This window comes from Xanthomonas sp. NCPPB 2632 (assembly GCF_041228075.2).
Taxonomy (GTDB): Bacteria; Pseudomonadota; Gammaproteobacteria; order Xanthomonadales; family Rhodanobacteraceae; genus Luteibacter.
The window spans coordinates 4,265,001-4,279,759 of sequence record NZ_CM192979.1; the positions used below are offsets into that span (position 1 = coordinate 4,265,001).

The 14,759-nt window shown below is 66.2% G+C and carries 16 protein-coding genes (1 of these 16 only partly in view); 5 read left to right on the top strand and 11 right to left on the bottom strand.

Annotated elements, in window-relative coordinates; translation table 11 throughout:
• Together thiE and hemL are read left to right on the top strand one after the other, a co-directional pair.
• Window positions 1-69, top strand: partial view of a thiamine phosphate synthase gene (gene thiE / locus AB8808_RS18400; RefSeq protein WP_369930980.1) — the 3' portion only. The gene continues 579 nt to the left of window position 1, outside the view; 69 of the gene's 648 nt are visible here — the last part of the coding sequence; its start codon lies beyond the left edge, outside the window; it ends in the stop codon at window positions 67-69.
• Complete coding sequence (gene hemL, locus AB8808_RS18405; protein WP_369930981.1) at window positions 66-1,343, top strand: glutamate-1-semialdehyde 2,1-aminomutase; 1,278 nt, start codon at window positions 66-68, stop codon at window positions 1,341-1,343. The genes thiE and hemL overlap by 4 nt, the downstream gene beginning before the upstream one ends.
• A 22-nt stretch (window positions 1,344-1,365) precedes the next feature.
• Here the strand turns inward: hemL and AB8808_RS18410 are convergent, their stop codons facing one another.
• From AB8808_RS18410 to AB8808_RS18430, 5 genes are all read right to left on the bottom strand, one after another.
• Window positions 1,366-2,613: an acetylornithine/succinylornithine family transaminase gene (locus AB8808_RS18410; RefSeq protein ID WP_369930982.1), complete on the bottom strand. Its 1,248-nt coding sequence runs from the start codon at window positions 2,611-2,613 to the stop codon at window positions 1,366-1,368.
• A 177-nt stretch (window positions 2,614-2,790) separates the two neighbouring features.
• Complete coding sequence (locus tag AB8808_RS18415; RefSeq protein ID WP_369930983.1) at window positions 2,791-3,606, bottom strand: SDR family oxidoreductase; 816 nt, start codon at window positions 3,604-3,606, stop codon at window positions 2,791-2,793.
• 11 nt (window positions 3,607-3,617) lie between these two features.
• Window positions 3,618-4,220, bottom strand: a complete 603-nt coding sequence (locus tag AB8808_RS18420; RefSeq protein WP_354515974.1) for an LON peptidase substrate-binding domain-containing protein — start codon at window positions 4,218-4,220, stop codon at window positions 3,618-3,620.
• A 10-nt stretch (window positions 4,221-4,230) separates the two neighbouring features.
• On the bottom strand, window positions 4,231-5,589 hold the full coding sequence (mpl, locus tag AB8808_RS18425; RefSeq protein ID WP_354515976.1) for a UDP-N-acetylmuramate:L-alanyl-gamma-D-glutamyl-meso-diaminopimelate ligase: 1,359 nt from the start codon (window positions 5,587-5,589) through the stop codon (window positions 4,231-4,233).
• Between the two features lie 46 nt (window positions 5,590-5,635).
• Window positions 5,636-6,220: an adenylate kinase gene (locus AB8808_RS18430; protein ID WP_036139569.1), complete on the bottom strand. Its 585-nt coding sequence runs from the start codon at window positions 6,218-6,220 to the stop codon at window positions 5,636-5,638.
• 204 nt (window positions 6,221-6,424) lie between these two features.
• Here AB8808_RS18430 and AB8808_RS18435 point away from each other — a divergent pair, with 204 nt between their 5' ends.
• Window positions 6,425-7,681, top strand: coding sequence for a 6-phosphofructokinase (locus AB8808_RS18435; RefSeq protein WP_369930984.1), 1,257 nt, complete (start codon window positions 6,425-6,427; stop codon window positions 7,679-7,681).
• A 243-nt stretch (window positions 7,682-7,924) separates the two neighbouring features.
• Here the strand turns inward: AB8808_RS18435 and AB8808_RS18440 are convergent, their stop codons facing one another.
• The gene (locus AB8808_RS18440) at window positions 7,925-9,343 is read right to left on the bottom strand and encodes a UdgX family uracil-DNA binding protein (protein ID WP_369930985.1); all 1,419 of its coding nucleotides are present in this window, start codon (window positions 9,341-9,343) and stop codon (window positions 7,925-7,927) included.
• A gap of 2 nt (window positions 9,344-9,345) precedes the next feature.
• Entirely contained in the window at window positions 9,346-10,560 is a 1,215-nt protein-coding gene (locus tag AB8808_RS18445; protein WP_036139561.1) for a putative DNA modification/repair radical SAM protein, read from the bottom strand.
• Between the two features lie 87 nt (window positions 10,561-10,647).
• Here AB8808_RS18445 and AB8808_RS18450 point away from each other — a divergent pair, with 87 nt between their 5' ends.
• Together AB8808_RS18450 and AB8808_RS18455 are read left to right on the top strand one after the other, a co-directional pair.
• Window positions 10,648-11,934, top strand: a complete 1,287-nt coding sequence (locus AB8808_RS18450) for an amidohydrolase family protein (RefSeq protein WP_369930986.1) — start codon at window positions 10,648-10,650, stop codon at window positions 11,932-11,934.
• A gap of 149 nt (window positions 11,935-12,083) precedes the next feature.
• Window positions 12,084-12,368, top strand: a complete 285-nt coding sequence (locus tag AB8808_RS18455; RefSeq protein WP_369930987.1) for a hypothetical protein — start codon at window positions 12,084-12,086, stop codon at window positions 12,366-12,368.
• A 157-nt stretch (window positions 12,369-12,525) separates the two neighbouring features.
• On the opposite strand, the gene AB8808_RS18460 is transcribed toward AB8808_RS18455, so the two are convergent.
• The 4 genes from AB8808_RS18460 to AB8808_RS18475 form a co-directional block, all read right to left on the bottom strand.
• Complete coding sequence (locus AB8808_RS18460) at window positions 12,526-12,801, bottom strand: hypothetical protein (RefSeq protein WP_369930988.1); 276 nt, start codon at window positions 12,799-12,801, stop codon at window positions 12,526-12,528.
• 5 nt (window positions 12,802-12,806) lie between these two features.
• Window positions 12,807-13,106 (bottom strand): hypothetical protein, encoded by a 300-nt coding sequence (locus tag AB8808_RS18465; RefSeq protein ID WP_369930989.1) that lies wholly within the window; start codon window positions 13,104-13,106, stop codon window positions 12,807-12,809.
• A 75-nt stretch (window positions 13,107-13,181) separates the two neighbouring features.
• Window positions 13,182-13,532 (bottom strand): hypothetical protein, encoded by a 351-nt coding sequence (locus AB8808_RS18470; protein ID WP_369930990.1) that lies wholly within the window; start codon window positions 13,530-13,532, stop codon window positions 13,182-13,184.
• Window positions 13,533-13,605: 73 nt separating this feature from the next.
• A protein-coding gene (locus AB8808_RS18475) for an IS3 family transposase (protein WP_506193233.1) occupies window positions 13,606-14,681 on the bottom strand; the annotation gives its coding sequence in 2 pieces (ribosomal slippage) (window positions 13,606-14,423 and window positions 14,423-14,681; 1,077 coding nt in all).
• Between the last annotated feature and the right edge of the window lie 78 nt (window positions 14,682-14,759).

Sequence of the window (14,759 nt, forward strand, 5' to 3'; positions counted from 1 at the left end):
GACGACATCCAGACAGCCGCGCGCCAGTTCGCCGGGCTGTTCGACCCACACCCCGGAATCCTTCGATGACCAGCAACCAGGAACTCTTCGCCCGCGCCCGCGCCCTGCTGCCCGGTGGCGTGAACTCGCCGGTGCGCGCCTTCAAGTCGGTCGGCGGCGAGCCGTTCTTCACCGCGCGGGCGGATGGGGCCTTCCTGTGGGACGTGGAGGGCAAGCGCTACATCGACTACGTCGGCTCCTGGGGCCCGATGGTGGTCGGTCATAACCACCCCGCCGTACGCGAGGCGGTCGAGCGGGCGGTGAAGAACGGGCTGTCGTTCGGCACGCCCTGCCCCGCCGAGGTCACGATGGCGGAAACCATCGTCTCGCTGGTGCCGTCGATCGACATGGTGCGGATGGTCAACTCGGGCACCGAAGCCACGATGTCGGCGATTCGCCTCGCCCGCGGCGCCACCGGCCGCTCCAAGATCGTGAAGTTCGAAGGCTGCTACCACGGCCACGGCGACAGCTTCCTGGTGAAGGCCGGCTCCGGCGCACTGACCTTCGGCGTACCCACCTCGCCCGGCGTGCCCAAGGCCGCCGCCGACCTGACGCTTACCCTGCCCTATAACGACATCGACGCCGCACGCCTGTTGTTCACCCAGGAAGGCAAGGAGATCGCCGGCCTGATCATCGAGCCCGTGGCCGGCAACATGAACTGCATCCCGCCGAAGGAAGGCTACCTGCAGGCCTTGCGCGACCTGTGCACGGAGCACGGCGTGCTGCTGATCTTCGACGAGGTGATGACCGGTTTCCGCGTGGCGCTGGGCGGCGCGCAGGCCCATTACGGGATCACCCCGGACCTGACCTGCTTCGGCAAGATCATCGGGGGTGGCATGCCGGTGGGTGCCTACGGCGGCCGCCGCGACCTGATGAAGCAGATCGCGCCCGCCGGCCCGATCTACCAGGCGGGCACGCTGTCGGGCAATCCCGTGGCCATGGCCGCCGGCCTGGCCATGCTGGAACTGATCCAGGCGCCGGGGTTCCACGAGGCATTGGCCGCCCGCACGGTGAAGCTCACCGACGGCATACTCGCCGCCGCCGGACGTGCCGGCATGCCGTTCAGCGTCAATCGCGTGGGTGGCATGTTCGGGCTGTTCTTCACCGGCGAGACGGTGGAGAGCTATACCCAGGCCACCACGGCGGATGTGGACGCCTTCAACCGGTTCTTCCACGGCATGCTGGAGCGTGGCGTGTACCTGGCGCCCTCGGCCTTCGAAGCCGGCTTCATATCGAGCGCACACGACGACGATGTGATCGCAGCCACCGTGGCCGCGGCGGGCGAGGTGTTCGCCTCGCTGTAACGCCGCCGCGGCGCTCTATGGATCAGGCCACCTGCGACATCGTCGCGAAGGCCCGCAGTGCCTCGCCGAGGCGCTGCAGGCCTTCGGCGGTTTCCTCGTCGGTAAGGGTCAACGGCGGCACGATGCGCAGCACGTCCGGCCCGGCTTGCAGGATCAGCAGGCCATGGGCGGCCGCCAGGTCGAGGATTTCACCGGCCCGGCCCTTGTAGGCCTCGGCCAGCACCGCACCCAGCATCAGCCCGCGACCGCGGATCTCCGCGAACAGCTGAAGATCGTGGTTGAGCTTGTTCAGCCCCGCGCGGATGTCGTTGCCCTGGCGTTCCACGTTCAGCAGCACGGCGGGCGAGGCCAGCTTGCGCAGCGCCACGCGTGCCACGGCCGCAGCCATGGGGTTGCCGCCGAAGGTGGTGCCGTGCGCGCCGAACTGCATGATGTCGGCGACCTTCGGCCCGGCCAGCATGGCGCCGATCGGGAAGCCGGCACCCAGGGCCTTGGCCAGCGTGACGATGTCCGGAGTGACGTGGTCGTGCGCGTGGGCGAACAACGTGCCCGTGCGGCCCATGCCCGACTGGATTTCATCCAGCACCAGCAAGGCGTCGTGCTTGTCGCAGAGTTCGCGCACGGCCTTCAGGAAGCCCGGCTCGGCCGGCATCACACCGCCCTCGCCCTGCACCGGCTCCAGCATGACCGCCGACACGCCACCCTGGGCGAACGCTTCTTCCAGCGCGGGCACGTCGTTGAAGGCGACATAACGGAAGCCGCCGGGCAGTGGCTCGTAGCCTTCCTGGTACTTCGGCTGGGCCGTGGCCGTCACTGAGGCCAGGGTGCGCCCGTGGAACGAGCCCTTGAAGGTGACGATGACACGCTCTTCCGGCGGCCGCCCCCTGGAGGTGGCCCACTTGCGTACCAGCTTGATCGCGGCCTCGTTGGCCTCGGTGCCCGAATTGCACAGGAACACGCGCTCGGCGAAGGGCGCGTGGGCGATCAGTTCCTCGGCGAGGCGCAGCGGCGGCTCGGTCCAGAACACGTTGCTCGCATGCCACAGCTTGCCGGCCTGGGTGGTCAGCGCGGCGACGAGATCGGGATCCTGGTGGCCGAGGGCGTTGACGGCGATGCCGGCGCCGAAGTCGAGGTAATCACGGCCTTCCGTATCCCAGACGCGGGCACCCTTGCCGTGGTCGAGCACCACGTCGCGGGGACGGTAGACGGACAGCCAGTAACGCTTGCCGAGGCCGATGAGATCGGAGGAATCGACAGGATGCGACGACATGAAACGAACTCCCGGACCCGGCCGCAGCGCCGGAACCCATACTGGAACGGATGGAATCGCACGGTACGCTCTGCGGTCCGACATCGATCCGTGGAACATGCATCCTAGCGAGACTGGCAGGGCCGGTCTACGCCGCCGCGCAAGCCTGTGCTCCGCAGGAAACCGCGCACCGGCTGCCTAGAGGAACAGGTCCGGCAACAAGGGCTGGCCCGGCGACACGGCGTAACGCTCGAAGTCGGTGACGCCCTGCTCGCGCAGGATGTTCTCGTCGATGGCGAAATGCCCGGTGTAGTCGCGCGCGGGGCGGGTGAGGATGGCGTGCGCGGCGTCCGCGACGATGGCCGGGGTGCGGCAGTGTTCCGTGCGCACGCCCTCGATCATGGCGATGGCGGCGGTGGCGATCACCGTCCGCGGCCACAGCGCGTTCACCGCGATGCCCAGCGGCGCGAACTCCGGCGCCATGCCCAGCACGCACAGGCTCATGCCCATCTTGGCGATGGTGTAGGCGGTATGCGGCGCATACCAGGCCGGATCGAGGGTGGGCGGCGGCGACAGCATCAGCACATGCGGGTTGGCGGCGTCCTTCAGGTACGGCAGGCAGGCCTGGGTGACCAGGAAGGTGCCGCGCGTGTTGACCTGGTGCATGAGGTCGAAGCGCTTCATCGGCGTGTCGGACACGCCCTTCATCCAGATGGCGCTGGCATTGTTGACCACGATGTCGATGCCGCCGAAGCGTTCGGCCGCCGTGGCCGCCGCCATGCGGACTTCCGCTTCCTCGCGGACATCCACCTTCAGCGGCAGGGCCACGCCGCCCTCGGCCTCGATCGCGGCGGCGGCCGTATGGATGGTGCCGGGCAGCTTCGGGTTGGCCACGCCGCTCTTGGCCGCTATGACGATGTTGGCTCCGTCACGCGCGGCGCGGAGGGCGATCGCCAGGCCGATGCCGCGCGAGGCACCGGTGATGAACAAGGTCTTGCCCTTGAGCGATGTCATGGCCATAGCACTCAGGCGCGCTGGAAACGCGGCAGGATGTCACGCAACTCGGCAAGGCGCTGCAGCGGATCGTCCAGTTCGAGCATGTGCTGGCACTCGTTGGCATCCAGCGGCAGCAATTCGGACAGCCTGAAACCGACCCAGCTGGCGTCGTCGCCCCGTGTGCCGATCTCGTGCCGCCATGGCGGCTGCATCTGTTCGGCCAGGCGTTCCAGGATGGTGCCGAGCAGGCCGAACTCCGCCGGCAGCGGCAGCAACGGTTCGTCGCCCCAGGGCGCGAGGTCGCCGCGCATCTGCCCGTCCGCCCGTATGCGCGTGCGGGTGACCCGGAAGCGCTGGCCGCCTTCCGCGACGATGCCGAGCAGGCCGTCCTCGCGGGAGTGGAAATCGGTGATGGTGGCCAGGGTGCCGACCGCGGCGGGCACGGCGGGCTGCCCCGCCTCGCGGCCGTCGAGGATCAGGCAGACGCCGAAGGCGCGGCCGGTGCGCGCGCATTCGCGCACCAAGTCGACATAGCGTGGCTCGAAGATGCGCAGCTGCAACTGGCCGCCTGGGAACAGGACGTTCGACAGCGGGAACAGCGGCAGGTCGTGCGCGGGCGTGGTAGCGGCCATGCCGTCGAGTCTACCTTGCGTCCAGCGCGTTGAAGAAGCGCCGGGGCGCACCCTCGAAGCCGCCGTTGGACATGAAGATCACCTGGTCGCCGGGCCGCGCGTCCGCCACGAGGGCATCGATCAGCGCATCCACGCCCGGCACCGTGGCGCCGCGACCGTCGAGCGCATCGACCACCTTGCCCGCGTCCCACGGGAGCTCGGGCCGGTGCAGGAACACCACGCGGTCGGCATCGGCCAGTGACGGCGCCAGCGCATCGGCGTGTGCACCCAGCCGCATCGAGTTGGAACGCGGCTCCAGCGCGACCACGATGCGCGCCGTGCCGACGCTGGCCCGCAGTCCCGCCAGCGTGGTGGCGATGGCCGTGGGATGGTGGGCGAAATCGTCGTAGACGGTGATGTCGCGTGCCTGGCCGATCCGCTCCATGCGACGCCGGGCGCTGGCGAAACCGGCGAACGCCGGCAGCAGCGCCACGGGATCGGCTCCGGCCGCGCTGGCGGCCGCCAGGGCCGCCAGCGCATTCATGACGTTGTGTCGTCCCAGCGAGCCCCAGCGCACCTCGCCCAGTACGTCGTCGCCACGGCGCACGCGGAAGTGCGACCCATCCGCCGACAGCAGCTCGGCACGCCAGTGGCCCGCGTCGATGCCGAAGGTCTCCACCGGGGTCCATGCGCCCATCGCCAGCACTTCCGCCAGGTAGGCGTCCTCGGCGTTGACGATCAGGCGACCGTTGGACGGCACGGTACGGACCAGATGGTGGAACTGCCGCTGGATGGCGGCCACGTCGGGGAAGATGTCCGCGTGGTCGTATTCCAGGTTGTTGAGGATGGCGATGCGCGGCCGGTAGTGGACGAACTTGGAGCGCTTGTCGAAGAAGGCCGAATCGTATTCGTCGGCTTCGATGACGAAGGGCTTGCCCGTGCCGCGGCGCGCGGACACGTCGAAGTTGCCCGGCACGCCGCCGATCAGGAAGCCTGGCGACTGGCCGGCGACTTCCAGCAGGTGGGCCAGCAGGCTGGTGGTGGTGGTCTTGCCGTGCGTCCCGGCCACCGCCAGCACCTCGCGGCCGCCGAGCAGGGTCTCGCCCAGCCACTGGGGGCCCGAGATGTAACGCAGGCCCGCGTCCAGCATGTATTCCACCGCCGGATTGCCGCGGGTCATGGCGTTGCCGACCACGACCAGGTCGGGCGCGGGCTGCAGGTGCGCCGCCTGGTAACCCTGCATCAGGCCGATGCCGAGCGCTTCCAGCTGCGTGCTCATCGGCGGGTAGACATTGGCGTCGGATCCCTCGACGGTCAGGCCGAGCTCACGCGCGAGCGCGGCGACGCCGCCCATGAAGGTGCCGCAGATACCGAGGATATGGACGCGCATAGGGGGCTCGTCGGAAGGCCCGCCAGGAGGGCGGGCCTGGAGTGGATCAGGCGCTGGCGGCCTTGACGCCACCGGGCAGGACGTCCAGCACGCGCTGGGTGACTTCGTCGAGCTCGCCCACGCCGTCGACCACCTTCAGCTTGCCGCGCTGCTTGTAGAAGTCGGCCACGGGAGCAGTCTGGTCGGCGTAGATTCCCAGGCGCTTCTTCACCGTGTCCGGGTTGTCATCCGGGCGGCCTTCCTTCTCGAAGCGAACCTCGCAGCGGTCGACGATGGCGGCGTCGGGCACCTCCAGCTTGACCACCACATCCAGCGGCTGGCCGATGCGGGCCAGCACGGTATCCAGCGCGTCGGCCTGGGCCAGGTTGCGCGGATAGCCGTCGAGGATGAAGCCGGGCCGGGCATCCGGCTCGCCAAGGCGGTGCTCGATGATGCCGAGCATGATGTCGTCGGGAAGCAGGTGTCCGGCGTCCATCAGGCCCTTGGCTTTCAATCCGAGTTCCGTGCCGGCCTTGATCTCGCCACGCAGCAGGTCGCCGGTGGAGATGTGGGGAACACCGAGGCGTTCCTTGAGGCGGGTGGCCTGGGTACCTTTCCCGGAACCGGGGGCGCCGAATAGCACGAGTCGCATTGATGCTCCGTTCGTCGGCGCGCGGGTAACCCCGCCACCGGACACAAGAAAATGGATCTCAAGGTAACGGCAGGGGCGCCGCGCCGTCAAACGGACGACATGCCGCAGGTGTAGGGCAGCCCGGGCAGACCTGGCGCCTTCAAGCGGGGACGACGTCCATCGCGCTACCCTCGGCGTTCCGTTCACGCCCAAGGAAACCGCAGCATGGCCGCCGGCAAAATCCTCTACGCCCAGTCGGGCGGCGTCTCCGCCGTCATCAACGCCACCGCCGCCGGCGTCATCGAGACCGCCCGGGACAAGGGCATCCCCGTCTACGCGGCGCGCAACGGCATCCTGGGCGCGCTGCGCGAGGAACTGATCGATACCACCCGCGAGGCCAAGGCCAACATCGCCGGGCTGAAGCACACCCCGGGCGGCGCCTTCGGCTCCTGCCGCTACAAGCTGAAGTCGCTGGAAGAGAATCGTGCCGAATACGAGCGCCTGATCGAGGTGTTCAAGGCGCACGACATTCGCACCTTCCTTTATAACGGCGGCAACGATTCGGCCGACACGGCGAACAAGGTCTCGAAGATCGGCCAGGCGCTGGGCTACGAGGTCAACTGCATCGGCGTGCCGAAAACCATCGACAACGACCTGGTGGTGACCGACACCTGCCCCGGCTTCGGCTCCGTGGCCAAGTACACCGCCATCGCCGTGCGCGAGGCCAGCCTGGACGTGGCCTCCATGGCCGACACCTCGACCAAGGTGTTCATCATCGAGGTGATGGGCCGGCACGCCGGCTGGATCGCCGCGGCCGCCGGCCTGGCCGGGTCCGGCCCGAACGACGCGCCGCACATCATCCTCTTCCCGGAAAACGTGTTCGACCCGGAAACCTTCCTGGCCAAGGTGCAGGCCACCGTGGAAAAGGTGGGCTACTGCACGGTGGTCGTCTCGGAGGGCGTAAAGAACAAGGAAGGCACCTTCCTGGCCGAGTCCGGCGCGCGCGACGCCTTCGGCCACGCGCAGCTGGGCGGCGCCGCGCCGGTGCTGGCCGCGCTGGTGCGCGAGAAGCTGGGCTACAAGTACCACTGGGCCCTGCCCGATTACCTGCAGCGGTCGGCCCGGCACATCGCCTCGAAAACCGACGTGGAGCAAGCCTACGCGGTGGGCAAGAAGGCCGTGGAATTCGCCGCCGAAGGCCTCAACGCCGTGATGCCGGTGATCGTGCGGGTGTCCGACGAGCCCTACAAGTGGAAGATCGAGGCGGCGCCGCTGGACAAGATCGCCAACCACGAGAAGAAGATGCCGCGGAATTTCATGTCGAAGGATGGCTTCGGCATCACCGCCGCGGCGCGCCGTTACCTGGCGCCGTTGATCCAGGGCGAGGTACCGCCGCCGTATGGCGAGGATGGTTTGCCGATGTACGTGACCCTGCGGAATACGTCGGTGCCGAAGAAGCTGCGGAAGTTCAAGATGGCATGAGGGGGCCGGGATCAATGAGGCCCGGGGTCGATGACGGGTTGCATCGGCGATGAGGGGCCGGCATCGCCGACGGGTTGCATCGGCGATGAGGGGCCGGCATCGCCGACATCGTCGGCTCCTACAACCGCCGGCAACCATGTGCCCCGCGACCACGTGCCCAATGTAGGAGCCGACGATGTCGGCGATCCATCCGCGACCACCCGCCCCATGTAGGAGCCGACGATGTCGGCGATCAGCCTCGCCTCACCCCAACACCTCCCTCATCAACCCCAGATCCCGCACGAAATCCGCATACCCCGCCTCCCGCGCGTCCGCATCCGGCAGGCGCAGCAGGTACGACGGATGCACGGTGGCCATGGCTTTCCGCCCGTCGGGCAGGTCGATCCACTCCCCGCGTTGCGCCATCAGGCGGAACGACGCGCCGAACACCGACTGCGCCGCCATCGCGCCCAGGCACACCAGGGCGTCCGGCTGGATACGGTCGATCTCGGCCGCCAGCCAGGGCCGGCATGCCGCTTGTTGCTCCACGTTGGCGCGCTTGTGCAGGCGCACCTTGCCGCGTGGCTCGAACCTGAAATGCTTCACCGTATTGGTGACATAGAGCAGATCGCGCTCCACGCCGGCCTCGCCCAGCGCACGATCGAACAGCTTTCCCGCCGGGCCGACGAACGGCTTGCCCGCCAGGTCTTCCTGGTCGCCCGGCTGCTCGCCGATCACCACGATGCGCGCGTGCGCCGGACCCTCGCCGAACACCGTCTGCGTGGCCGGCTTCCACAGGTCGCACGCGCGGCACTCGCGAGCCTGCGCGCGTAACGCCGTGAGGCTTCCCTCGGGCGCGGCCGCGGTCGCCTTCTGCAAGGGGGTGATCTTTTTCTTCGGGATCGTCGGCTGCTTGTCCACCATGGCCTGCATCCTCGGCAACGCGTCGCGCACCAGTTCGGGGATGAGCCGCGCTTCCGGCAGGTTCTTCCAGTACTTCACCGGCATCTCGCGACGCATCGCGTCCACTTTCAGCCGGGCGGGATTGAAGATGCTGGCGTAATACGTGCGCCAGAGGTCTTCGAGGGCATCGTCGGACGGTGCGTCCGCGCGGCTAGCGCCCGGGCCGAAGGAAAGCGTTTCGCCATTCCAGTGCGCGGTGCGTAAGGGCGTCAGCAGCGACCAGTGCATGCCCGTGAACCGGCGCACGAAGAACGGTGCCACGCGCGTCACGATGTCGAACGACGGCTCGAACCAGGCCACGTACACGGTGTCGTCGCCGTGGCGCACCTCGCGGAACCGCACGAACGCCTTCATCTTGTGCATGTCGCGGCTGACCTGCTTCACGCAGACATGCGCCCAGGCCACGTCCTCGTCCGTGGCGATGCGCAGCAAGGCCTTTTCGCCGTGCGCCAGTCGCCAGAGCATCCGATACAGCGTGGCGTGGCGGCGCGCATCGGTATGCGCGAGCACCGCATGGGCCAGGTTTAGGAAGTCGCGCGGTACCGCGGGCACGCCGGTGCGCACCGGCGGCGGCAGGCGATCGTCACCGCCGAACAGACCACCGGTCGCGCCTACCTGCCAGTCCACGGCAGACGGATCCACGTCAGCCAGCAGCAACGCGCGCGCCTTCGCCCGCCACGCGTCGAAATCCGACGGATCGTCCAGCGTCACGGACCACATGGTCAGCCGAACAGGTCCGGTTGCGACGGCTCGCGCAGGTCGCGCCGCAGCACGCCGCTTTCGTGGTCGCCGCGCGGACGATGGTCCACCGTCTCGACGAAGGGGGCCACCTTCTTCACCGGCACGCGCAGGCGGATCAGGTCGTCGTAGCGGATACGCCGATGCCCGCGCATCGCGATCATCTTGTCGACCGTCTTCACACCCAGGCCCGGCACGCGCAGCAGCGTCTCGCGGGGCGCGCGGTTCACGTCCACGGGGAAGGTTTCGCGATGGCGCAGCGCCCAGGCGAGCTTCGGGTCGACGTCCAGCGAGAGCATGCCGTCGTCGCCCGGCGGAGCAATCTCGTCCGCGCCGAAGCCGTAGAAACGCATCAGCCAGTCGGCCTGGTAGAGGCGATGCTCGCGCACCAGCGGCGGCGGCTTCAGCGGCAGGATCTTCGAGGCATCCGGGATGGGGCTGAATGCCGAGTAGTAAACGCGGCGCAACCGGTAATTCGTGTACAGGTTGGTGCTGGCCGAGAGCACGTCACGGTCGCTCGCATCGTCGGCGCCCACAATCATCTGAGTGCTCTGCCCGGCGGGCGCGAATCGCGGCGCCTTCTTCTCGGCCTTGGCCTCGTCAATGGACAGCCGCAGGCGGCCCATAGCGCTGCGGATGTCGCCCAGGTGCTTTTCCGGCGCCAGCGCTTTCAGGCCACCCTCGGTCGGCATCTCCACGTTGATGCTGAGGCGGTCGGCCCAGCGGCCGGCGGCATCGATCAACTCGGGCGAGGCATCGGGAATGGTCTTCAGGTGGATGTAGCCGCCGAACTTGTGTTCGCTGCGCAGCGTGCGCGCGACCCGCACCAGCTGCTCCATCGTGTAGTCGGGGGACTGGATGATGCCCGAGGAGAGGAACAGCCCCTCGATGTAGTTGCGCCGGTAGAACTCCAGGGTGAGGTTGACCACCTCCTCCACCGTAAAACGCGCGCGCTGCACGTTGCTGCTGCGCCGGTTGACGCAATACACGCAGTCGTACACGCAGAAGTTGGTCATCAGTATCTTCAGCAACGAGATACAGCGGCCGTCCGGGGCATACGCGTGGCAGATCCCCATGCCTTCCGTCGAGCCGATCCCGCCGCTTTTCAGCGAGTTGCGGCCCTTGCCGCCGCTGGACGAGCACGAAGCGTCGTACTTCGCGGCGTCGGCGAGGATGGCGAGTTTGTCGGAGATCTTCATGGGGAGGGTTATCGTGCCAAAAGGCCCGTGCAGCCGTGTGAAGGCCCTCGCCCGTTATGATGACCGCCATCGCCACGGAGCCACCCCATGGACCTGATCATCCGCCACGCCACGCTGCCCGACGGCCGCCGGGATGTCGATATCGGCATCGACGATGGCCGTTTCGTGGCCATCGAGCCCGGCCTGGCCGCCAGCGGCCGCGAGGAAATCGACGCCGGCGGGCGCCTGGCCAGCCCGCCCTTCGTCGATGCGCATTTCCACATGGACGCCACGCTGTCGCTGGGCCTGCCGCGACTGAACGCGTCGGGCACCCTGCTCGAGGGTATCGCGCTGTGGGGCGAGCTCAAGCCCGACCTGACCCAGCAGGCGCTGGTGGACCGCGCCATGGCCTACTGCGACATGGCGGTGGCGCAGGGCCTGCTGGCCATCCGCAGCCATGTGGATATCTGCGACGACCGCCTGCTCGCCACCGACGCCTTGCTGGAAGTGAAGCGGCGCGTGGCGCCGTGGCTGCACCTAGAACTGGTGGCCTTTCCGCAAGACGGCCTGCTTCGGTCACCGAACGCGAAACAGAACCTGGTACGCGCGCTGGACAAGGGCGTGGCGGTGGTGGGCGGTATCCCCCATTTCGAGCGGACCATGGCCGACGGCGCAGCGTCCATCCGCTGGTTGTGCGAGTTGGCCGCCGAGCGCGGCCTGCGCGTGGACATGCATTGCGACGAGTCGGACGATCCCATGTCGCGGCACATCGAGACCCTGGCGGCGGAAACGATCCGCACCGGGCTGCAGGGCCGCGTCACCGGCTCGCATCTCACGTCGATGCATTCGATGGACAACTACTACGTATCCAAGCTGCTGCCCCTGATTGCCGAGGCCGGCGTGCACGCCATCGCCAACCCGTTGATCAACATCACGCTGCAAGGCCGCCACGACACATACCCCCGGCGGCGTGGCATGACTCGTGTGCCGGAGTTGCTGGAGGCCGGCGTCAATGTCGCCTTCGGCCACGACTGCGTGATGGACCCCTGGTACGGCATGGGCTCCGGCGACATGCTGGAGGTGGCGCACATGGGACTGCACGTCGCGCAGATGACCTCGACGCGCGGCGTGGCGCAGTGCTTCGACGCGGTGACGACCAACGCGGCGAAGGTGATCGGGTGGGACGGCTACGGCATCGCCGTGGGCCATCGTGCCGACATGGTGCTGCTGCAGGCGGGCGACGCTTACGAGGCGATCCGGCTCAAGGCGGCCCGGCTGCTGGTCGTCCGCGGCGGCAAGGTGCTCGCCCGTGCACCTGAACGACGTACGGCACTGTTCCTGCCGGAACGCGCGTCGGAACTGACGTTGGAGTTCCGGCCGGGGTCGATTTCCTGAACCGGCGGGTTCATTAGCTGTCGCGTCAATGAACGCTTTCGCCAACCTTTCCAAGCGTAGGACTTTGCGTTCAGCGTCGTCTTCCTAGCATCCGAATCGTCGATCGGCCGCGGTGACCCGCGGTGTGACGATCGTCCTGGAGACCGGCTATGAAAACGATGATTCGCAGTGCCCTTGTCGCCCTTGCCCTGTTGTCCACGTCGGCAGTGTTCGCTCACGATCACTACGACGACCATGGTCGCGGACGCCATGGCGAGTACCGTAACCATGGGTGGCACGATCGCCGCTATGACGACCACCGCTATGGGTATCGCGATCATGGCTGGCGCGGGCATCGTCCGCCGCCGCCCCCGTACCGCCATCATTACTATGCGCATCCGGCGTACTACCACCGGCCGCCTCCGCCGCCGCATCGTGGGTATTGGCATCGGTGAGGGTTGGGTGTTGGTGTAGACGTAGCACCATCTTGCTCGCCTGACGACGCGCTTCGGACGCGCGGCGGTTCAACTCCCTCATGGAGAGGGAGTTGAACCTGAAGCAGGTTGCCACTCAAGTTTTTGGCGCAAGTGGGCCTACAGGCTTCAGGGTGTCTTACCGGTCCATGGCTCCGACGAAAAATTGATCGATGAGATCTTCGAGGATCCTACCTTCCTCATTCGGCTCGTACTCGTCATCGAACCCGACCTCCATCAGTCTGTCGTTGAACGCTTCCCTAAATTCTTCCGCCAGATCGTCCGAGATACTAAAAGAGAGCCCACCGCCTCTACTGGATGCCGCTCCTTCTAGTACTGCACGCTGCGTGGAAGTCAAAAACTGGGCTTCAAGCAAATAGCGAGCGCGCTTGGCATTTAGAACGATGTTTCGCATGGCAATCAACCCGCATAGCCAAGCATGATGCTGGTGGAAATGAGAAGAACTAAAAGCAAGCCGACGCCTCCAGACCACTGCGCCAGCTTCAGCAACATCCGATGACGAATTGCAAAATCGGGGTCGAGATCTCGCCCCAGGAACACAACCCGGAAAAGCTTCAACTGTGCATTTGCACCATCGATGCCGACGCCCTCAAGGCGCGTCTCCGTGCGCAGCAGTGAGGCCAGGCGTGCCATGCTGACCAGATAGCAGACAGCGAGAATAAAGGCTGCTTCACCCAGTACCGTCGTTGCTTCCTTCATCAGTTCCGTCCTGCGGCCAGCGAAGAGTTGTTGACCAGCTGCAACGTACGCAAGCGCAATTGCATTATCAAATATTCAGCGATCGGGCCAAAAACCTGACGCCACAAATGTGCCGGCAATAGCGCCAATCATCACCACTATGCCTCCAATTACGTGCCTTTTAATCGCAAGCCGCCTGATCAGCAACAAGTGCTCTTTCGCATGGCGTATTCCAGCTCTATCGCTGGCCTTGATGAACGTCTCAGGACGGAACATAAAATCACTCTTCATTGATGATGCGGAGTAATTGAAGTCCAAAAAATCACCTTCTGCGCTGGCAATTTCTTCAGCTTCGTTAATTCTTCGCCGAAGAGCAAGCATGTTGCGGAAAACTAAAGTCAAGCCAGGAACAGCCCCAACATAAAAGCCGATTTCGCCTGAGTTCACGACGTTACTCCATGGCCAGGATATGATCTCGACGTCCCCCCGCCTTCAGTAGCGGTCCGATTTGAGTCCGGGGTTAATGTAACTGTTTCGCGTAAGCGGCGGGAGTCAGCCCGCCGAGTGCCTTCTTCGGTCGCTCTTCGTTGTATTCCCGTCGCCAGTTTTCGATCTCGGTTCGGGCATGCAGCAGGCTGGGAAACCAGTGTTCGTTGAGACATTCATCGCGAAGCCTTCCGTTGAATGATTCGATGTAGGCGTTCTGATTCGGCTTGCCAGGCTCGATCAGGCGCAGCTGCACGCCGCGCTCGTGTGCCCATGCGACCATGGCCTTGCCACAGAACTCCTTTCCGTTGTCGCTGCGAATGATTTTCGGCAGGCCCCGAGTGACGGCCAGGCGGTCCATGACGCGCGTTACGCCGATGCCTGAGATCGCCCGCTCGATCTCGATGGCGACTGCCTCATGCGTGGCGTCATCGACGATCGTCAGGCACTTCAATACGCGCCCTTCGGCGGTGCGATCGAAGACGAAATCGATGGACCAGACCTCATTTGCGGCCGCGGGCCGGAGCAGTGGCTGCCTGTCGGTCGGAGGCACCTTTTTCCTTTTGCGACGGCGCACCTGCAGGTTCGCCTCCTGGTACAGGCGCTCAACTCGCTTGTAGTTGACCATCTGACCGGCCTGGCGGAGTTTCAGGTAGATCATGCCGACGCCGTAGCGTTTACGGCGATTGGCCATCGCGCAGTTCATCTCGCGCAGCTCGACATTGGCGTCGGGCCGCGGCTCGTAGCGGTAAGCACTTGCGCTCATGCCGGCGATCGCCAGCGACCGGCGCTCACTCAGTTCCTGGCCCATCAGATAGCGCACCAGCTCGCGCCGGTCCGGTGCGCTCACCACTTTTTTCGCAGAGCTTCCTTGATGACCTCGTTCTCCAGAAGTTGCTCGGCAAGCAGCTTTTTAAGGCGTCCGTTCTCCGACTCCAGGTCCTTCAGCCGCTTGGCCTCGGGCACGCTCATGCCGCCGAACTTGCTTCGCCACAGGTAGTAAGAGGCTTCACTGAAGCCGTGCATGCGACATAGGTCCTTGACCGGCATGCCTGCCGCGGCCTCGCGCAGGAAGCCAATGATCTGCTCTTCGGAAAAACGCTTCTTCACGTCCAATCTCCTTCTTGTGGGGGATTGAACTCGAAACCGGGGCGCTACTCAAATTTGGGGGGACGTCGCCTCTACGGG